This window comes from Actinomycetota bacterium (assembly GCA_035765775.1).
Taxonomy (GTDB): Bacteria; Actinomycetota; CADDZG01; order JAHWKV01; family JAOPZY01; genus DASTWV01.
Genome location: DASTWV010000026.1, coordinates 106,053 through 120,534 on the forward strand (window position 1 = coordinate 106,053; position 14,482 = coordinate 120,534).

Annotated in this window: 19 protein-coding genes; 5 read left to right on the forward strand and 14 right to left on the reverse strand. The window is 71.5% G+C overall.

Annotated features, from left to right (window positions below; genetic code table 11):
- Positions 1-125 precede the first annotated feature (125 nt).
- Genes rnc through recG form a run of 7 tightly spaced genes read right to left on the reverse strand, consistent with a single transcriptional unit; the run spans position 126 to position 5,701 of the window.
- Positions 126-887: a ribonuclease III gene (gene rnc / locus VFW71_05670; protein ID HEU5002252.1), complete on the reverse strand. Its 762-nt coding sequence runs from the start codon at positions 885-887 to the stop codon at positions 126-128.
- Position 888: 1 nt separating this feature from the next.
- Entirely contained in the window at positions 889-1,065 is a 177-nt protein-coding gene (rpmF, locus tag VFW71_05675; GenBank protein ID HEU5002253.1) for a 50S ribosomal protein L32, read from the reverse strand.
- A gap of 2 nt (positions 1,066-1,067) precedes the next feature.
- Positions 1,068-1,619 (reverse strand): DUF177 domain-containing protein, encoded by a 552-nt coding sequence (locus VFW71_05680; GenBank protein ID HEU5002254.1) that lies wholly within the window; start codon positions 1,617-1,619, stop codon positions 1,068-1,070.
- A gap of 54 nt (positions 1,620-1,673) precedes the next feature.
- Positions 1,674-2,240, reverse strand: a complete 567-nt coding sequence (locus VFW71_05685) for a hypothetical protein (protein ID HEU5002255.1) — start codon at positions 2,238-2,240, stop codon at positions 1,674-1,676.
- Positions 2,241-2,281: 41 nt separating this feature from the next.
- Positions 2,282-2,773: a pantetheine-phosphate adenylyltransferase gene (coaD, locus tag VFW71_05690; protein HEU5002256.1), complete on the reverse strand. Its 492-nt coding sequence runs from the start codon at positions 2,771-2,773 to the stop codon at positions 2,282-2,284.
- Positions 2,770-3,504 carry a 16S rRNA (guanine(966)-N(2))-methyltransferase RsmD gene (gene rsmD, locus VFW71_05695; protein HEU5002257.1) on the reverse strand — a complete coding sequence of 245 codons (735 nt, stop codon included), beginning with the start codon at positions 3,502-3,504 and terminating at the stop codon, positions 2,770-2,772. The genes coaD and rsmD overlap by 4 nt, the downstream gene beginning before the upstream one ends.
- Complete coding sequence (gene recG, locus VFW71_05700) at positions 3,431-5,701, reverse strand: ATP-dependent DNA helicase RecG (protein HEU5002258.1); 2,271 nt, start codon at positions 5,699-5,701, stop codon at positions 3,431-3,433. The genes rsmD and recG overlap by 74 nt, the downstream gene beginning before the upstream one ends.
- Positions 5,702-5,722: 21 nt before the next feature.
- On the opposite strand from recG, the gene rpmB reads away from it, so the two are divergent.
- Positions 5,723-5,914, forward strand: a complete 192-nt coding sequence (gene rpmB / locus VFW71_05705; protein ID HEU5002259.1) for a 50S ribosomal protein L28 — start codon at positions 5,723-5,725, stop codon at positions 5,912-5,914.
- Between the two features lie 33 nt (positions 5,915-5,947).
- Here rpmB and VFW71_05710 read toward each other — a convergent pair whose 3' ends face one another.
- Positions 5,948-6,445: a hypothetical protein gene (locus tag VFW71_05710; protein HEU5002260.1), complete on the reverse strand. Its 498-nt coding sequence runs from the start codon at positions 6,443-6,445 to the stop codon at positions 5,948-5,950.
- A 93-nt stretch (positions 6,446-6,538) separates the two neighbouring features.
- Between VFW71_05710 and VFW71_05715 the strand changes: the two genes are divergently transcribed.
- Positions 6,539-7,129: a hypothetical protein gene (locus tag VFW71_05715; protein HEU5002261.1), complete on the forward strand. Its 591-nt coding sequence runs from the start codon at positions 6,539-6,541 to the stop codon at positions 7,127-7,129.
- A gap of 135 nt (positions 7,130-7,264) precedes the next feature.
- On the opposite strand, the gene thiD is transcribed toward VFW71_05715, so the two are convergent.
- On the reverse strand, positions 7,265-8,071 hold the full coding sequence (gene thiD, locus VFW71_05720) for a bifunctional hydroxymethylpyrimidine kinase/phosphomethylpyrimidine kinase (GenBank protein HEU5002262.1): 807 nt from the start codon (positions 8,069-8,071) through the stop codon (positions 7,265-7,267).
- Entirely contained in the window at positions 8,068-9,036 is a 969-nt protein-coding gene (gene thiL, locus VFW71_05725) for a thiamine-phosphate kinase (protein ID HEU5002263.1), read from the reverse strand. The genes thiD and thiL overlap by 4 nt, the downstream gene beginning before the upstream one ends.
- Positions 9,037-9,056: 20 nt before the next feature.
- Here thiL and VFW71_05730 point away from each other — a divergent pair, with 20 nt between their 5' ends.
- Positions 9,057-9,266, forward strand: coding sequence for a dodecin domain-containing protein (locus VFW71_05730; GenBank protein HEU5002264.1), 210 nt, complete (start codon positions 9,057-9,059; stop codon positions 9,264-9,266).
- Here VFW71_05730 and VFW71_05735 read toward each other — a convergent pair.
- Positions 9,263-9,769: a peptidylprolyl isomerase gene (locus VFW71_05735; protein HEU5002265.1), complete on the reverse strand. Its 507-nt coding sequence runs from the start codon at positions 9,767-9,769 to the stop codon at positions 9,263-9,265. The genes VFW71_05730 and VFW71_05735 overlap by 4 nt on opposite strands.
- Before the next feature lie 116 nt (positions 9,770-9,885).
- Here VFW71_05735 and VFW71_05740 point away from each other — a divergent pair, with 116 nt between their 5' ends.
- Entirely contained in the window at positions 9,886-10,152 is a 267-nt protein-coding gene (locus VFW71_05740; GenBank protein HEU5002266.1) for an Lrp/AsnC ligand binding domain-containing protein, read from the forward strand.
- An 11-nt stretch (positions 10,153-10,163) separates the two neighbouring features.
- On the opposite strand, the gene VFW71_05745 is transcribed toward VFW71_05740, so the two are convergent.
- The 3 genes from VFW71_05745 to VFW71_05755 are packed head-to-tail and all read right to left on the reverse strand — an operon-like array spanning position 10,164 to position 13,310.
- Complete coding sequence (locus VFW71_05745; protein HEU5002267.1) at positions 10,164-11,237, reverse strand: D-alanine--D-alanine ligase family protein; 1,074 nt, start codon at positions 11,235-11,237, stop codon at positions 10,164-10,166.
- A complete protein-coding gene (locus tag VFW71_05750) occupies positions 11,234-12,064 on the reverse strand; it encodes a lysophospholipid acyltransferase family protein (protein HEU5002268.1) in 831 nt (276 codons plus the stop codon). The genes VFW71_05745 and VFW71_05750 overlap by 4 nt, the downstream gene beginning before the upstream one ends.
- Positions 12,065-12,080: 16 nt before the next feature.
- Entirely contained in the window at positions 12,081-13,310 is a 1,230-nt protein-coding gene (locus VFW71_05755; GenBank protein HEU5002269.1) for a Coenzyme F420 hydrogenase/dehydrogenase, beta subunit C-terminal domain, read from the reverse strand.
- A 78-nt stretch (positions 13,311-13,388) separates the two neighbouring features.
- Here VFW71_05755 and cofC point away from each other — a divergent pair, with 78 nt between their 5' ends.
- Complete coding sequence (gene cofC, locus VFW71_05760; protein HEU5002270.1) at positions 13,389-14,018, forward strand: 2-phospho-L-lactate guanylyltransferase; 630 nt, start codon at positions 13,389-13,391, stop codon at positions 14,016-14,018.
- Positions 14,019-14,482: the final 464 nt, after the last annotated feature.

Consider the following 14,482-nt stretch of genomic DNA (forward strand, 5'->3'; position numbering starts at 1 on the left):
CCGCGCAGCCACGCGCCTATGCCATGCGAAACGTGTGGACATGACCGCCAATTTGAGCGGTCAAAAATACGATGGATTCCACATGTTTCCTCGGAACGCCCCGGCCTGGGGCCTGCCCCGGGGCCTTACGACTCCAGGCCGGCGGCCCGGGCAGCCTGGTCGAGCGCCCGTTCGGCCTCCTGCTGCGCCGAGGCGGCCGCCAGCGCCGCGAGGGCCTGCTGGGCGGCGGCCTGCTCCGCCTCCTTCTTGGAGCGGCCCCTACCCACGCCCTGCAGCTCGCCGTGCAGGAAGACCTTGGCCTCGAAGTGCTTGGCGTGGTCCGGGCCGCTCGAGGTGATGCGGTACTCCGGCACGTGGCCCCAGCTGCGGGCGGAGCGCTCCTGCAGGCTGGTCTTGTAGTCCCGGACGAGGCCCTGCTCGACGTGGGTGCGGATGTACTCCCCCACCAGAGCCGTGATCACCCGGCGGGTCCCCTCGATGCCCTGGTCCAGGTAGACCGCTCCGATCAGAGCCTCCAGGGCGTCGGCCAGGATCGATGACTTGTCCCGGCCGGAGGAGAGCTCCTCGCCCCGGCCGAGGTAAAGGTGCTCGCCCAGGCCGAGCTCCCGGGCGATGTCCGCGAGGATGACCATGTTGACCGTGGCCGCCCGCAGCTTCGCCATCTCGCCCTCGGGCAGGTGCGGGAACTGGGTGAAGATGATGTCGGTGACCACCAGGCCCAGGACGGCGTCGCCCAGGAACTCGAGGCGCTCGTTATTGGTGACGCCCCCGTGCTCGAAGGCATAGGAGCGGTGGGTCAGGGAGTCACGCAGGAGAGCGGGATCCCGGAACCGCAACCCGAGTCGATCCTCGAGGGACCTGGCGTCCCCGTCGTGTGCCAGACTCAAACTACTCGATCTCGACTACCTCGCGGCCGGCGTAATAGCCGCACCGTCCGCAGACCCGGTGGGGCATCTTCGGCGCGTGACACTGCGGGCAGGACGACTTCCCGGGCACCGCCAGCTTCCAGGTGGCCCGACGGCTGCGGGTGGTGGACCGCGACTTCTTGCGCTTCGGCAGTGGCATTCCTACGAACTCCTCTCCATCCCCAGCTCGCCGAGCGCCCGGAGTGCATCCAGGGGAGCCCAGCGCAGGTCCTCCAGCTTCTGACTGTGCCCGCAGTCCACCACGTTCCGGTCGCCGCCGCACGTGGGGCACAGGCCCTGGCACGCCTCGTCATGCAACGGGCGGGTCGGGATGGCGAGCACGATCACGTCGCGCACCAGCGGCTCGAGGTCGATCCGGTCGTCGCGTACCTCATAGCCCTCATCCTCACCATCGTTGCCGCTCCCGGCGAAACCGAACCACTCGTCCACCGGTTGGCGGAAGGCCTGATCGAAGGTCACCAGGCACCGCGAGCAACTCAGGTGCATGGTGCCCGACAGGGTCCCGCCCACCACGATGCCGTCGGTCACGCCGTCGGCGACGAGATCGAGTTCCACCACATCGGACTCGCCCAGCCAGCCCAGCGCCCCGCGCAGACCGGGGAGTGCCACGCCCCGGCGGATCACCTTCCTCCCGCCCGCGGGAACCCCGGGACGGGCGATCAGCTCCGAGACATCAACGACCAAGCCAGACATGTCGATCACAAACCTCCGCGCAATGATACCAGGCAGGTCCGGGCAGGCCCGGAGTTACCGGCGGCGGGCCCGCAGGTTCGGCGAGGTCCGGTTCGGATCCGATCCCACCCCGGGGAGCTCGCCGGACTCGTTGGGGTCCAGCGCTGCGATGGTCCCCGCCTCGAGGCGGCCCCGCAGGGATTCCCGGCCCCGGCCCACCGCGGTCAGCGTCTTCTGCAGCACGATCTCGAAGTTCGCCAGCTTGGCGTCGACGTAGTCCTCGGCCTCCATGCGGATCTCCCGGGCCCGGACCTTGGCATCCTCGATGATCCGGTCGGCCTCCCGGCTGGCCGCCGTCACGATCTCCGTCCGGGCGACCAGCTGCGCCCGCTCCGCCCGTGCGGCCCGCAGGATCGACTCCGCCTCCTCCCGGGTCTGGGCGATGGTGTCCTGCCGGTCGGCGACCACCCCCTGGGCCTGCCGGATGGCCTTGGGCAGGTTCAGGCGGACCGCTTCCAGGCGCTCGATCAGGTCCTTGCGGTTCACCATGGCGGAGGTCGAGAACGGGACGGGTTTGGCGGCGCGGATCTCGTCGATTACCGCCCCGAGATCCGTCGCCACATCAACCGAGGTGTCGCTCACGCGGTCCATCGTCCGGGAACCTTACCGCGCTTCAGCGGCCCTCACGCATCAATTGCCGTGCCATAACAGCGGGCCAATGCCCGGGCCACGCCCTCAGGCACGAAGCTGCTGACATCGCCGCCGTAGCGAGCAACCTCCTTGACCATGGAGGACGAGACGAAGCTCCACTGCGGGCTCGAGACCACGAACATGGTGTCCGCGGCGGGCAGCAGGGTGGCGTTGATCGTGGCCATCTGCAACTCGTACGGGGTGTCCGAGGTGTTCCGCAGCCCCTTGAGGATGACGCTGGCGCCCCGCTCCCGGACGAGGTTGACCAGCAGGCCCTCGTAGGCCTCGACAGACACTTTGGGCAGGTGCGCCAACGCCTCCTCCAGGAGGGCTACCCGCTCCTTGGGCTCCAGCAGGGACTGCTTGCCGGGGTTGCCCACCACCGCCACCAGCACCCGCTCGAAGTGGCGCGACGCCCGCTCGATGACGTCGACGTGGCCGTTGGTGGGCGGGTCGAAGGACCCGGGGCACACGGCGAGGGTCATGCGCTGACCGCCTCGGCGGCCCGGAGGAACACGAGGGCGGAATCCCCGTAGCGCCGGTGGTCCACCACCTGGAGCCCCGACCCATCGCCCACCGGCGCGGCGGCCGCCACTTCCACCACGACGAGCCCCCCCGGGGCGAGGTGCCCCCCGGCGGCGAGGGCCGCCACCACCGGGGCGGGGAACCCGGCGCTGTAGGGCGGGTCGAGCAGGACCAGGCCGTAGGTCGCCGGGGGCGGCGACACCGCGCTCGCCGGGCGGGCGGCGAACCGCTCCGCCGTCGTGTGCTCCACCCGGGCTCGGGCCTCCAGCCCGGTGGTGGCCAGGTTGGCGCGGATGGTGGCCACCGCCTGGCGGTCGCTGTCCACGAACACCGCGCGGGCGGCGCCCCGGGACAGCGCCTCGATGCCCAGAGCCCCGGTCCCGGCGTAGAGGTCGAGGACCGCCTTGCCGGCGATGCCCGGGCCGAGGGCGTTGAAGAGCGCCTCCCGGAGCCGGTCGGTCGTGGGCCGCAGCCCAGCCGCGCGCCCCGCACTGCGCGGGGCGGTGAGGCGCCGCCCTTTGGCCTCCCCCGCGATCACCCGCATGGCGCCAAGTCTACGGGCGGGGAGGCCGGAGTCCCCGCCACGCCCGAGGACCGCGTTCGCCCGCTCACCCCGGTCAGGACTGGAAGAGCCAGTCGAGGCGGTCGGCGTAGCGGCCCTCCATCTCCTGGCGGACCAGGGGGTGGCCACGCAGCTCGGGGTCGGCGTCGATCAGCTCGAACGCCTCCGCCCGGGCCTCGGCGAGGATCGCCCGGTCGCGGAGCAGGTCCGTGAGCCGCAGGTCGGAGAACCCGGCCTGGCGCTCGTCCAGGATGGTGCCCGATCCCCGGATCTCGAGGTCCTTCTCCGCCAGGTCGAAACCGTTGGTGGTGGATGCCACCGCCTCGAGGCGCAACTTGGCGGTGGTCCGCTCCTCCTCACCGGCCACCAGGCCCTCGCCCTCGGGCGGCGCCAGGGCGGCGCTCAGCAGGAGGCAGGTCCCCGGGTGGGCGCCCCGCCCGATGCGTCCCCGCAACTGGTGCAGCTGGGAGAGGCCGAAGCGGTCGGCGTCCTCGATGAGCATCACGGTGGCGTTGGGCACGTCGACGCCCACCTCCACCACCGTCGTCGAGATCAGCACGTCGATCTCCCCCGCCCGGAAGCGGGCCATGACGCCCTCCTTGGCGGCCGGGCGCATCCGCCCGTGCAGGAGGTCGACCCGGAGGTCGGGGAACACCTCGGTCGCCAACCGCTGCGCCTCGGCCTCGGCCGATTTCACCGCCAGCTTGTCGGACTCCGCCACCAGGGGCGTGATCACATAGGCCTGGCGGCCCTCTTTGACCTCCCTTCGCACCTGGTCATAGGCCGCCTGGCGCCCCACCTCATCGGTGACCACCCGGGTGGTCACCGGCCGCCGCCCCCGGGGCAGCTCGCCGAGCTCACTCACGTCGAGGTCGCCGAACAACGTCAGGGCGAGGGTCCGGGGGATGGGGGTGGCAGTCATGATCAGCAGGTCGGGGACCTCCCCCGAGGCCCGCTTGTCCCGCAGCACCATCCGCTGGTGGACACCGAAGCGGTGCTGCTCGTCGATGACCGCCAGGCCCAGGTTGGCGAAGGCGACGCCTTCCTCCAGCAGGGCGTGCGTCCCGACGATGATCGACGCCGACCCGTCGGCGATCCGGGCGAGCGCCGCCCGGCGCCGGGCGGCGGGCAGGCTGCCGGTGAGCAGCACCACCCCGGGACCACCGGGGGCGCCGAACAGGTCCAACTGCCCCTCTCCTTGCCCCTCTCCTTGCCCCTCTCCTTTCCCCTCTCCTTTCCGCTCGCCCTCGCCGGAGCCTGAGCCCGGGCGGATGCCGGCCAGCGGCCGGAGGAGGGCTGAGATGGTCAGGAAGTGCTGGCCGGCCAGGACCTCGGTCGGCGCCATGATGGCCGCCTGGTACCCGCCCTGGGCCGCGGCCAGAGCGGCATGGAGGGCAACGACGGTCTTGCCCGACCCCACGTCACCCTGCAGGAGGCGGTGCATGGGGGCAGGGGCGGCCAGATCCTGCGAGATCTCGGCGATCGCCACCCGCTGGGCGCCGGTCAGGCTGAACGGGAGGGCGTCGAGGAATGTCCTCGTCAGCTCCCCCTCGACCTGCTGGGCGATGCCGACCTCCTCGCTCTGGAGGCGCCGCTTGTGGTAGGCGAGCCCGCTCTGCAGGGTGAACAGCTCGTCGAAGACCAGACGGCGGCGGGCCTCCCACATCTGCGCCATCTCGGTCGGGAAGTGGTACGCCGACAGCGCCTGGGTCCGCTCCATCAGGCGCCGGCGCCGGCGCAGGTCGGCCGGGAGCGGGTCGGCCACCGGCGTGTAGTCGTCGAGGGCGGCGCGGATGATCCGGCGCAGCCACACGGTGGTGATGTCGGCGGTGGCCGGGTAGAGGGGCACGATCTTCACCGCCTCGTTGGCCTCGCTGATCACATCGACCATCGGGGCGTTCATCTGGCGGACACCCCGGAAGCTGGTCACCTTCCCCTTGGCGGCGATCCTGGTGCCCACCGCCAGCTGGCGGGCACGCCAGGGCTGGTTGAAGAACACCAGGGTGATGGTGGCCGCGCCATCGGAGAGGAGCACCTTCAGGGGCATCCGGCGTTTGGAGGGCGGCGGCGCCATGACCTTGCGCACGACGCCGATGACGGTGACCTCGTCGCCCAGGCCCAGCTCCCGGATGGCCTTCATCTCGGAGAAGTCGAGGTGGCGGCGGGGGTAGTGCTGCAGCAGGTCCTGCACCGAGCGAATCTGGAACCGGGAGTCCGCCAGCGTCTCGGCGTGCTTGGGGCCCACCCCCCGCACGAAGCGCACGGCCACCTGGCCCCGGGGCGGGGCATAGAGCAGGAGCGGCTCGGCGTGGTCGCCCTCGCTCACGTCTCTGCTACCATCATGTCCATGCCAGCCGTCTGTGAGATCTGCGGGAAGTCACCGTACTTCTCCAAGCAGCTCAGCCACTCGCACCGCCGGACCAACCGGCGTTGGGACCCGAACATCCAGACCGTGCACCCGGTCATCAGCGGGAACCGCAAGCGGATGCACGTCTGCACCTCCTGCCTCAAGGCAGGCAAGGTCCCCACCGGGCGCTGAGCCCGGCTCTCCTTCAGGTCCCGTCAGCTCGGGTCAGCTCCTCGTAGGAGCCGTCATCCAGCGGCGCAGGCGCGTCGGGAGGTCGGCGGCATCGCCCCGGGGCGGCTCTTTCTTGTCCAGCCAGGAGGCCCGCTTCTTGGGCTCGTCCAGCACCACCCACTCGTAGCCGTAGGTCCTCGGGCCGCCCCAGTAGGGGGGCTGGACCCAGGTGTCCTCGCCCAGCTGGGCCAGGACGGCGAAGCCGTAGCGTGGCCGCCCCTTCCAGAAGTCGGCGATGCCGTGGATGGCCGAGCCCCGGGTGCGAGCCCGGACCTCCTCGATGTTGGAGTACTCCATGACCGTGCCGATGCGCACCTTGGCCCTCGCCACGATCAGGCCGCCGTGGAGCTGCAGCCACACGACATCGCCCTCGAAGGCCCCCTCCTTGTACGCGGGACCAGGGCGATCCCGGGTTTCCACGGCAAAGCCGAGGGTCGGGGCCTTCGATGAGCCAGTGAGGTGTTCGAGCTTCCGGACGATGACGTGGTCCACGTGGACCTAAGAGTACCAAGTGCGGGCCGCCAGGATGGGCCCGACCGGCACAGACCCGGTGGCGGGCCGGCCCGCCCCGGTAGTGTGCGCGGCGTGCGCGTGCGCCGGGTCTCCAGCGGCTGGCTGCAGGCGGCGTTCCTGGCCGCCCTGGCCATCATCGGCTTCGTCGCCTTCCGAGGGGCCATCGCCCGCAGTTCGCTGGCGGGCCAGACCTTCGCCTACACCTTCGTCGGCGTCACCGCCGTGCCGATGGTGAGCGAGCTGCGCCGGCGCTCCCGCCAGCCCGAGGGCCAGCCGGTGCGCTGGCTCCCCGTGCCCGACCGCGCCACCCGGGACGGGCGGTGGTCGCTCCGGCCCCTGGTGTGGGCGGTGGCGCTCGTCCTGTGGATCCTCATCCCTCTGGCCGCCCTGGCCGCCGCCCTCAACCTGGCGGTCGGCGTGATGGTGCACGACGTCGCCGGCTCGCTGGGTGGGGTGCTGGCGGCGGCCGACGGGGCGATGGCCGGGCTGGCGGCCTGGCAGGCGCTGCGCACCGTCCTCGTGTGGCGGGTGGCGGCGCCCCTGGAGCGCTGGCCTGCCTACGTGGAGGCCCCCGCACTCAGCCTGCGCCCCGGGCGCTTCCTGGAGGAGTTCCGCCGGGAGCCGGTCTACTACTACGAGACCCCCCGGAGCCGCCGGCTCTAGCCGGCTCTAGCCGGGCGCACTTCAGCCGGGGTGGCGACACATTTGTGCATCCCTGAGCATGATAATCCTGCTCATCTGTGCACAAAGTGCCGCCTACGGCGTCGGGTCCTCGTGCTGGGTCCCCCGGGCGAGACTTCAGGTCGCCTCGGGCCGCAGGTTCCAGGCCGGGTTGACCCAGCCGGCCCCCCGGCCCAGGCCCACGGCGTGGCGGATGGCCCCCGTGACATGCGCTTTGGCCCCGGCGACTGCCTCCGGCACCGGAACCCCCCGGGCGAGGAGGGCGGCGAGGGCGGCAGACAGCACGCAGCCGGTGCCGTGCAGATGGGGCGTGTCGATGCGGTCGACCTCGAAGTCGGTGAACCCCGAACCGCCGAACAGCACGTCGAGGGCCCGCCCGGGCAGGTGGCCGCCCTTGATCAGGACCCACCCTGGCCCCCGGGCGTGGAGGGCCTGGGCGGCAGCCCGCATCTCGTCCACGGTCCGCACTGGCGCGTCGACCAGCCACTCGGCCTCGGCCAGGTTCGGGGTGACCACCAGCGCCTGAGGGATCAGGCGGCGCAGGAGCGTCTCCCGGGCCTCGTGGGCCAGCAGCGGCGTTCCGGTGGTGGAGACCCGGACCGGGTCCACCACCAGGCTCGAGACGCCGCACTCCTCCAATGCCCCGGCCACGGCATCGACGGTGGCGGGGCCGGCCAGCATGCCGGTCTTGGCCGCGGCCACCGGAAGGTCCCGGCACACCGTGCGGATCTGCTCGGCGACGAACTCGGGCGGGACGGCGTGGATGCCGGACACTCCCCGCGTGTTCTGGGCGGTGACTGCCGTGATGGCCGAGGCGCCATGGACCCCGAACGCCCGGAAGGTGGCGAGGTCGGCGTGGATGCCGGCGCCGCCTCCCGAATCGGAGCCGGCGATGGCGAGCGCCACGTGCGGAAGCGCCGTCATGCCCGGAAGTGGTCCCACCCGGCGGTGGGCAGGGGGCGTTCATCGGCGCCCTGGCGGAGCACAAGCCCACCCGCGGTGATCTCCCCCACCGCATGCACCGGCGTGCCCGTGGCCTCCTGCACCGCCCCGGCCGCCGCCGCCGCTCGGTCGGAGGCGATGGCGAAGCACAGCTCGTAGTCCTCCCCCCCACCGAGGGCCAGGGCGAGCGGATCCGCCCCGGCGGGCAGGCCGGCGGGATCGAGCAGCGGGAGGCGGTCGGCATCGACCGTTGCGCCCACCCCGGATCCGGCGCACAGGTGGCCCAGGTCGGCGGCGAAGCCGTCCGAGACGTCCACCATGGCCGAGGGCAGGAAGCGGCGCAGCACCTCGGCCTCCCGGACCCGGGGGACGGGGCGCAGGTGCGCCTGGGCGAGGTCGGGCCGGGCGTCGCCGCCGGCGCGCAGCATCGCCAGGCCGGCGGCGGCGGCCCCCAGGGTGCCCGTGACGCAGACGGTATGGCCTACCTCGGCCCCGGACCGTTCGATCACCCGCCGGCCGGCGGGGTTGCCCAGCAGGGCCACCGAGATGACCAGCTCGCCGCAGCGCGAGAGGTCTCCCCCCGCCACCGCCATCCCGAAGGCATCGCAGCACGCCCGCATCCCCCGGTACAGGCCCTCCAGGAAGCCGACGTCCAGGCCGGGGCGCAGCCCGAGGGAGACCAGCGCCCGGCGGGGCGTGCCGCCCATGGCGGCGACGTCGCTGGCGTTGACCGCGATCGCCTTCCACCCCAGGTCCTCGGGACCGGTCCAGGCCAGGTCGAAGTGGATCCCCTCGACCAGAAGGTCGGCGGTGAACAGGATGGTTCCCCCGGGGGCTCGGAGGATGGCGGCGTCGTCGCCGATCCAGACCTCGCCCTCGGGCGGCGGCCCGAGCAGGGCGCGGAGGCGCTCGATGAGGCCGAACTCGCCCAGTTCCGAGACGTTCACGGGCCCAGTATCATCAGGCGGTGCCCGTCATCAACACCCTCGAGCTCGAGGGGGTCTCGCCCGAGTCCTGGGGCGCCGCCGCCCGGGAAGCGCTGCGCGAGGCGGCCAAGACCATCCGCAACATCCGGCGGATGGACATCCTGAGCACCAGCACCACGGTCCGCGACGGCGCCATCCAGGAGTTCCGGACGGAGGTCCGGTTGTTCTTCGAGGTGGAGTCGGAGCGTTAGCCCTCCTCGATCCTGACCTCCTGCAGAACGATGTCCACGTTGGGCCGGTCGCCGATGGCCCGTACTGTCGAGATGGCGTTGGCCACATCCATGCCCTCCACGACCTTGCCGAAGATGGTGTGCTTGTTGGTCAACCACGGTGTAGCCGCCACGGTGATGAAGAACTGGCTCCCATTGGTATTCGGGCCGGCGTTCGCCATCGCCAGGTACCCGGGGCCGTCGAAGCTGTGCGGGCCGCCGAACTCGTCCTCGAACTTGTAGCCCGGCCCCCCGGTCCCGTTGCCCAGGGGGTCGCCCCCCTGGATCATGAAGTCAGGGATGACGCGGTGGAAGATCGTGTTGCTGTACAGCGGTGTGTCCTTGGACTCGTTGAAGCGGGTGCGCCACTGCTTGGTGCCGTTGGCCAGCCCGACGAAGTTGGCCACAGTCTTGGGCGCGGTGTCGTCGAAGAGCTCGCAGCGGATGTCGCCCATGCTGGTCACGAAGGTTGCGTACTTGGCCACGTGTTCTCCTCCTCGGGAAGACCGGCTGGCGGGCGCACTCGCGCCCCACTGCCGCCAGCCTACCGGCCCCTGGTTTTGTCGCGGGGTTTTGTGATGTGGGCGCGCCGGTCCGTAGGATGGGCCCCGACAAGGGAGGTGAGGCTCTGGTGGCAGTCCAGGCGTACATCCTGATCCAGACCGAGGTCGGGAAGGCAGCGCAGGTATCCGCAGAGGTCCACGGCATCCCCGGCGTCACGTCCGCCGACGACGTCACCGGTCCCTACGACGTCATCGTGCGGGCCGAGGCCAAGACGGTGGACGACCTGGGGAAGCTGGTGGTGGCGAAGATCCAGGCCGTCGAGGGCATCACGCGCACGCTGACCTGCCCCGTCGTCCACCTGTAGCGCCTGCCACGTCAGGCCCCGGGGTGCACCCGGGTGCGCTGGGCGTGGCGCTCGAACGCGAGCTCGATGAGGCGGTCGATCAGCCGCGGGTAGCGCAGGCCGGACGCCTCCCACATCTTGGGGAACATCGAGATCACCGTGAAGCCGGGGATCGTGTTGATCTCGTTGAGGATCAGGCGCCGCTCCCGGGCGGCTGACTCGACGTAGAAGAAGTCCACCCGGGCCATCCCCGACGCCTCGACCGCGCGGAAGGCCCGGACCGCCAGCGCCTGCACCGCCTCCGCCACCGCCGGCGGCAGCCGGGCGGGGACCTCGGTGCGGGCGGTGCCGTCCACGTACTTCGCCTCGTAGCTGTAGAAGTCGGCACCGGCGATGACCTCCCCGGGAACCGCGGCCTCGGGGTCCTCGTTGCCCAGGACCGCCACCTCGATCTCGCGGCCGGGCACCGCCTCCTCCACCAGGGCCTTGGTGTCGTGGCGCAGGGCCTCGTCGATCGCCCCGGGCAGGTCGCCCGCAGCCACCGCCCGGCTGACCCCCACCGACGAGCCCAGGTTGGCGGGCTTCACGAAGCAGGGCAGGCCCAGGCGGGCCGCCCGGGCGACCACGGCCTCCCGGGAGCGCGCCCACTCGGCCTCCCGCACGACCTCGAAGTCGGCGATCGGCAAGCCGGCGTCGCGGAAGAGCCGCTTCATCACGTCCTTGTCCATGCCGACGGCCGAGCCCAGGACCCCGGAGCCGACGTAGGGGATGCCCGCCATCTCGAGCAGGCCCTGCACGGTGCCGTCCTCGCCGAAGGGGCCGTGCAGCACCGGGAAGACCACGTCGAGGCCCACCGCGTCGACCGTCACCGGGATGCCCCCCACCTCGAGTGCGGTCTCGGGCAGGGCCAGCGGGCCGCCCTCCAGCACCCGGCGGGAGACGTCGGGCAGCAGCCAGCGCCCCTCCCGGGTGATGGCGATGGGGACGACCTGATAGCGCACCGGGTCGAAGGCCGCCGCCACGTGGCGGGCCGAGACGCACGAGATCTCATGCTCGCCGGAGCGGCCCCCGAACAGCAGCCCGACACGGATCCGGGGTGCGGTCAGGACTCCCCCGCCGGGTCCGGCTCGGGGTGGGCGGCCGCCGGCTCGGGCTCCTTGGCCGCCGGCTCCGCCTCCGCCGCTCCGGCCGCGGCAGCCGCCTTCGCCTTGGCCTCCTGCTCGGCGATGAACTTGGGCCGGGTCGGCACCTGGGGCGTCCACGGCTTCACCGCGCGCAGCTCGTCCAGCATCCCCTTGATCCGCTCCATCAGCACGTCCGAGACCTCGTGCCAGGCGTCCCGGTCGTCCTCCCGGCCCGCCCAGGGGGCCATCGAGATCGGCTCCCCGAAGCGCACCCAGACCTCCTGGCGCGGGCGGAGGTGGACCCCGAGGTGCTTGGTCCAGATCCACTGCCCGCCCCAGGTGGCGGCGGGGATGATCGGCTGCCCGGCGGCAAGGGCCAGCCGGGCAGTGCCGGTCTTCGGCTTGCCCAGCGCCAGATCGGGCGTCGTGGTGGTCGTGCCCTCGGGGAACACGACCACCGCCTCGCCGCCCCGCAGGGCCTCCTCGGCGTGCACCAGCGACTGGGGCGCATCCCGGGTCCCCCGGACCACCGGGATCTGCCCCAGGCCGTGCAGCGCCGCCCCGATGACCGGCACCTTGAAGAGGCTGGACTTGGTGAGGAAGCGGGGCCGGCGGCCCGCCCGGTGCACCGCGTAGGCCACCGACAGCCCGTCGAGGTAGGAGATGTGGTTCGAGGCGACCAGCGCCGGCCCGGCGCGGGGCACGTGCTCCAGACCCTCCAGGTGCCAGCGGAAGTACACCCGCAGCCCGGGGGCCAGCGTCACCTCCCCGAGGGCATAGACGGGCTCGCGCCTGCGAGCGGCGGGCATCGGTGGCCTCCGGTGGCTAGTCGGCAGGCGCAGCGCCGTCGGCAGGTCCCGCCGCGGCCTCGGCGAGCGCCTCCCGGCGCACCCGGTCCAGCACTTCCCGCACGGGCCAGCGGGCGGCGGCGTGGGACTCGAACGGGCCCACCCGGAAGCGCTGCTTCTTGGCTAGCCGCTCGAGCACCCGCAGGCCGTCGGGGTCCTCCTCGCCGGGCCGGGCTTCGATCACCCCGGCAGCGAGCGCCCGGTCCCAGACATCCTGGCCGTAGTCGGTGCGCACGAGGCACATCGTCCAGCCCTTCAGCCCGATGCCGCCGCACGAGATGTCGGCGTGCTCGGCGGCGAAGTCCGGGCAGTGGTGGCACCACTCGTTGACGTGCTCCTGGCACTCCTTCAGCGGGATGCGGACGTCGGTGCCGTCCCGCCGGGTGACGTACACGTCGCCCTTGACGTTGACCTTGGTCACGTCCTCGATCGGCACCCCGTAGCGGCCCTGGACGATGTCGTTAATGAACGGCTCGTACTGGAAGGTCTCGTTGCACATGAGCCCGACCACGAACTTGGTCATGCGGCTCCAGCGCTTGATGCCCTCGGTGGCCATCTCCCGGACCGCGGTGGTCTCGCATGAAACGCCGATGGTGGCCACCTTCTTGAGCTTCTTCTCGGCGGCCAGCTTGAGGGCCAGGGGGCTGGAGCAATAGGTGTACCGGGAGCCGGAGGCCAGCTTCAGCTCCTCCGGGGTGGTGGCGACAAAGGGCTCGTCCAGCCACGGCAGGTCCGCCCGGGGCCGGGCGCAGGTGGCGCCGTCGATCTCCCCATTGGCCAGCATCCAGCCGACGATGGCGGTGACCACGCCCCCGTCCTGGCAGCGGGCGAGGATCTCCGGGTCGGTCGCCCGGCCGAGCATGATCTGCTTGGTGACCCCCCAGGGCTCGGAGGGGTGCTTGCGCCGCCGCCCGAAGAGGGTGGCCTCGATGGCGTCGAAGTTGGCGTCCAGGCGCAGGCACGCCATGGCGCACAGCGAGCAGCTCTTCTCCCCGTGCTCGCACTCGCCCGGCCCGCCCTCCGGATCCACCTGGTGGGGCCGGAAGTTCTCCATCTCGATGACGTGGTGCGGGCATGCCACGACGCAGGCGGAGCAGGCGGTGCAGATCTCCGTGGATACAATCTCGGCGTAGAGGTTCTTCCAATGCTTGCGTTCCGGTGCTGCCACATCCACTGCCACATCCCCCGTCGTCACGTTGTCGGCCATGGTCGAATTCTATACAGACGAAGGGGGTCCCATCCCTATCCCGCACGGCGCCGGGTTTGTCCGGATCGAGAATCCCTGATGGATGCCGTCCTGGTCCCGGTGAAGCATCTGGACGCCAGCAAGCTGCGCCTCGACCCGGCCCTCGGGGCGTGGGGCCGGCGCCGGCTGGCCCTCGCCATGCTGGGCGACGTGCTGAGAGCCGCGGCCCCCTGGCCGATGCGGGTCCTGGTCACCCCGGACGCGGTCGTTGCCGACGTGGCCCGGACGGCGGGTTGGCAGGTGCTGCACGACCCCGGGCGGGGCCTGAACGCGGCCCTGTGGGCCGGCACGGCCCTGGCGGTGGAGCAGGGTGCGAGCGCGCTGGCGGTCCTGCCATTCGACGTCCCCCTGGTGTCCCCCGCCGACTTGGAGGCGCTCTTCGCCGCCCGGGCGTCGGTGGTGGTCGTCCCTTCGGAGGATGGCGGCACGGGCGCCCTGCTGCGCCGCCCGGCCCAAGTGATCGCCACCCGGTTCGGGGAGGCGAGCGCGGCGGCGCACACCGCCGCGGCCCAGGCGGCCGGGGTGGCGGTGGAGACGCTGCACCTGGCAGGCCTGGCCCTGGACATCGACGACCTGGACGACCTGCGCCGGCTGGCGGCCTCGCCGTCGGAGGCAGCCAGCGCTCGGGTGGCCCGTGAGCTCCTGTCGGCGGGAGCACCGCCGGGTTAAGCCGGGCGGGCTCCATCCCAGCAGCCCGCCCGGCCCAGGCGACTCCGCCCAGCCCGAGATCCACATTCCAGATCGGATCCCCAACGGCGCAAAACGGTATTGGGAGTTTAGTCAGTGTGGCGCCGGGAAGGATGAAGCAGGATGCTACAGGGTCTGCTTTCTATTCATCTGCACCTTTGATCCAAGGAGATATTCAGTATATGGAGATATAGGAGGGTCGGCGCCCGTTCTGGTCATGATATGACAGCTAGGTTTTAGCCCTCCACCGTATTCTCGCGATCAGTTCACCGAGGCCTCACGGCTGGTTTCGAGGCCTCTCTAAACCGAAGTTGCTCGCCCCCGGAGCCCAACTTTGGTTCTGACAAACAGAAATTGGCCTCTAGCGGTCTGAGAATGTAGACACTAAATCCGGCTGGTCGTACCCCGGCCGTGAGAGAATGGGCCATGCCCACAAGGGATGGTCC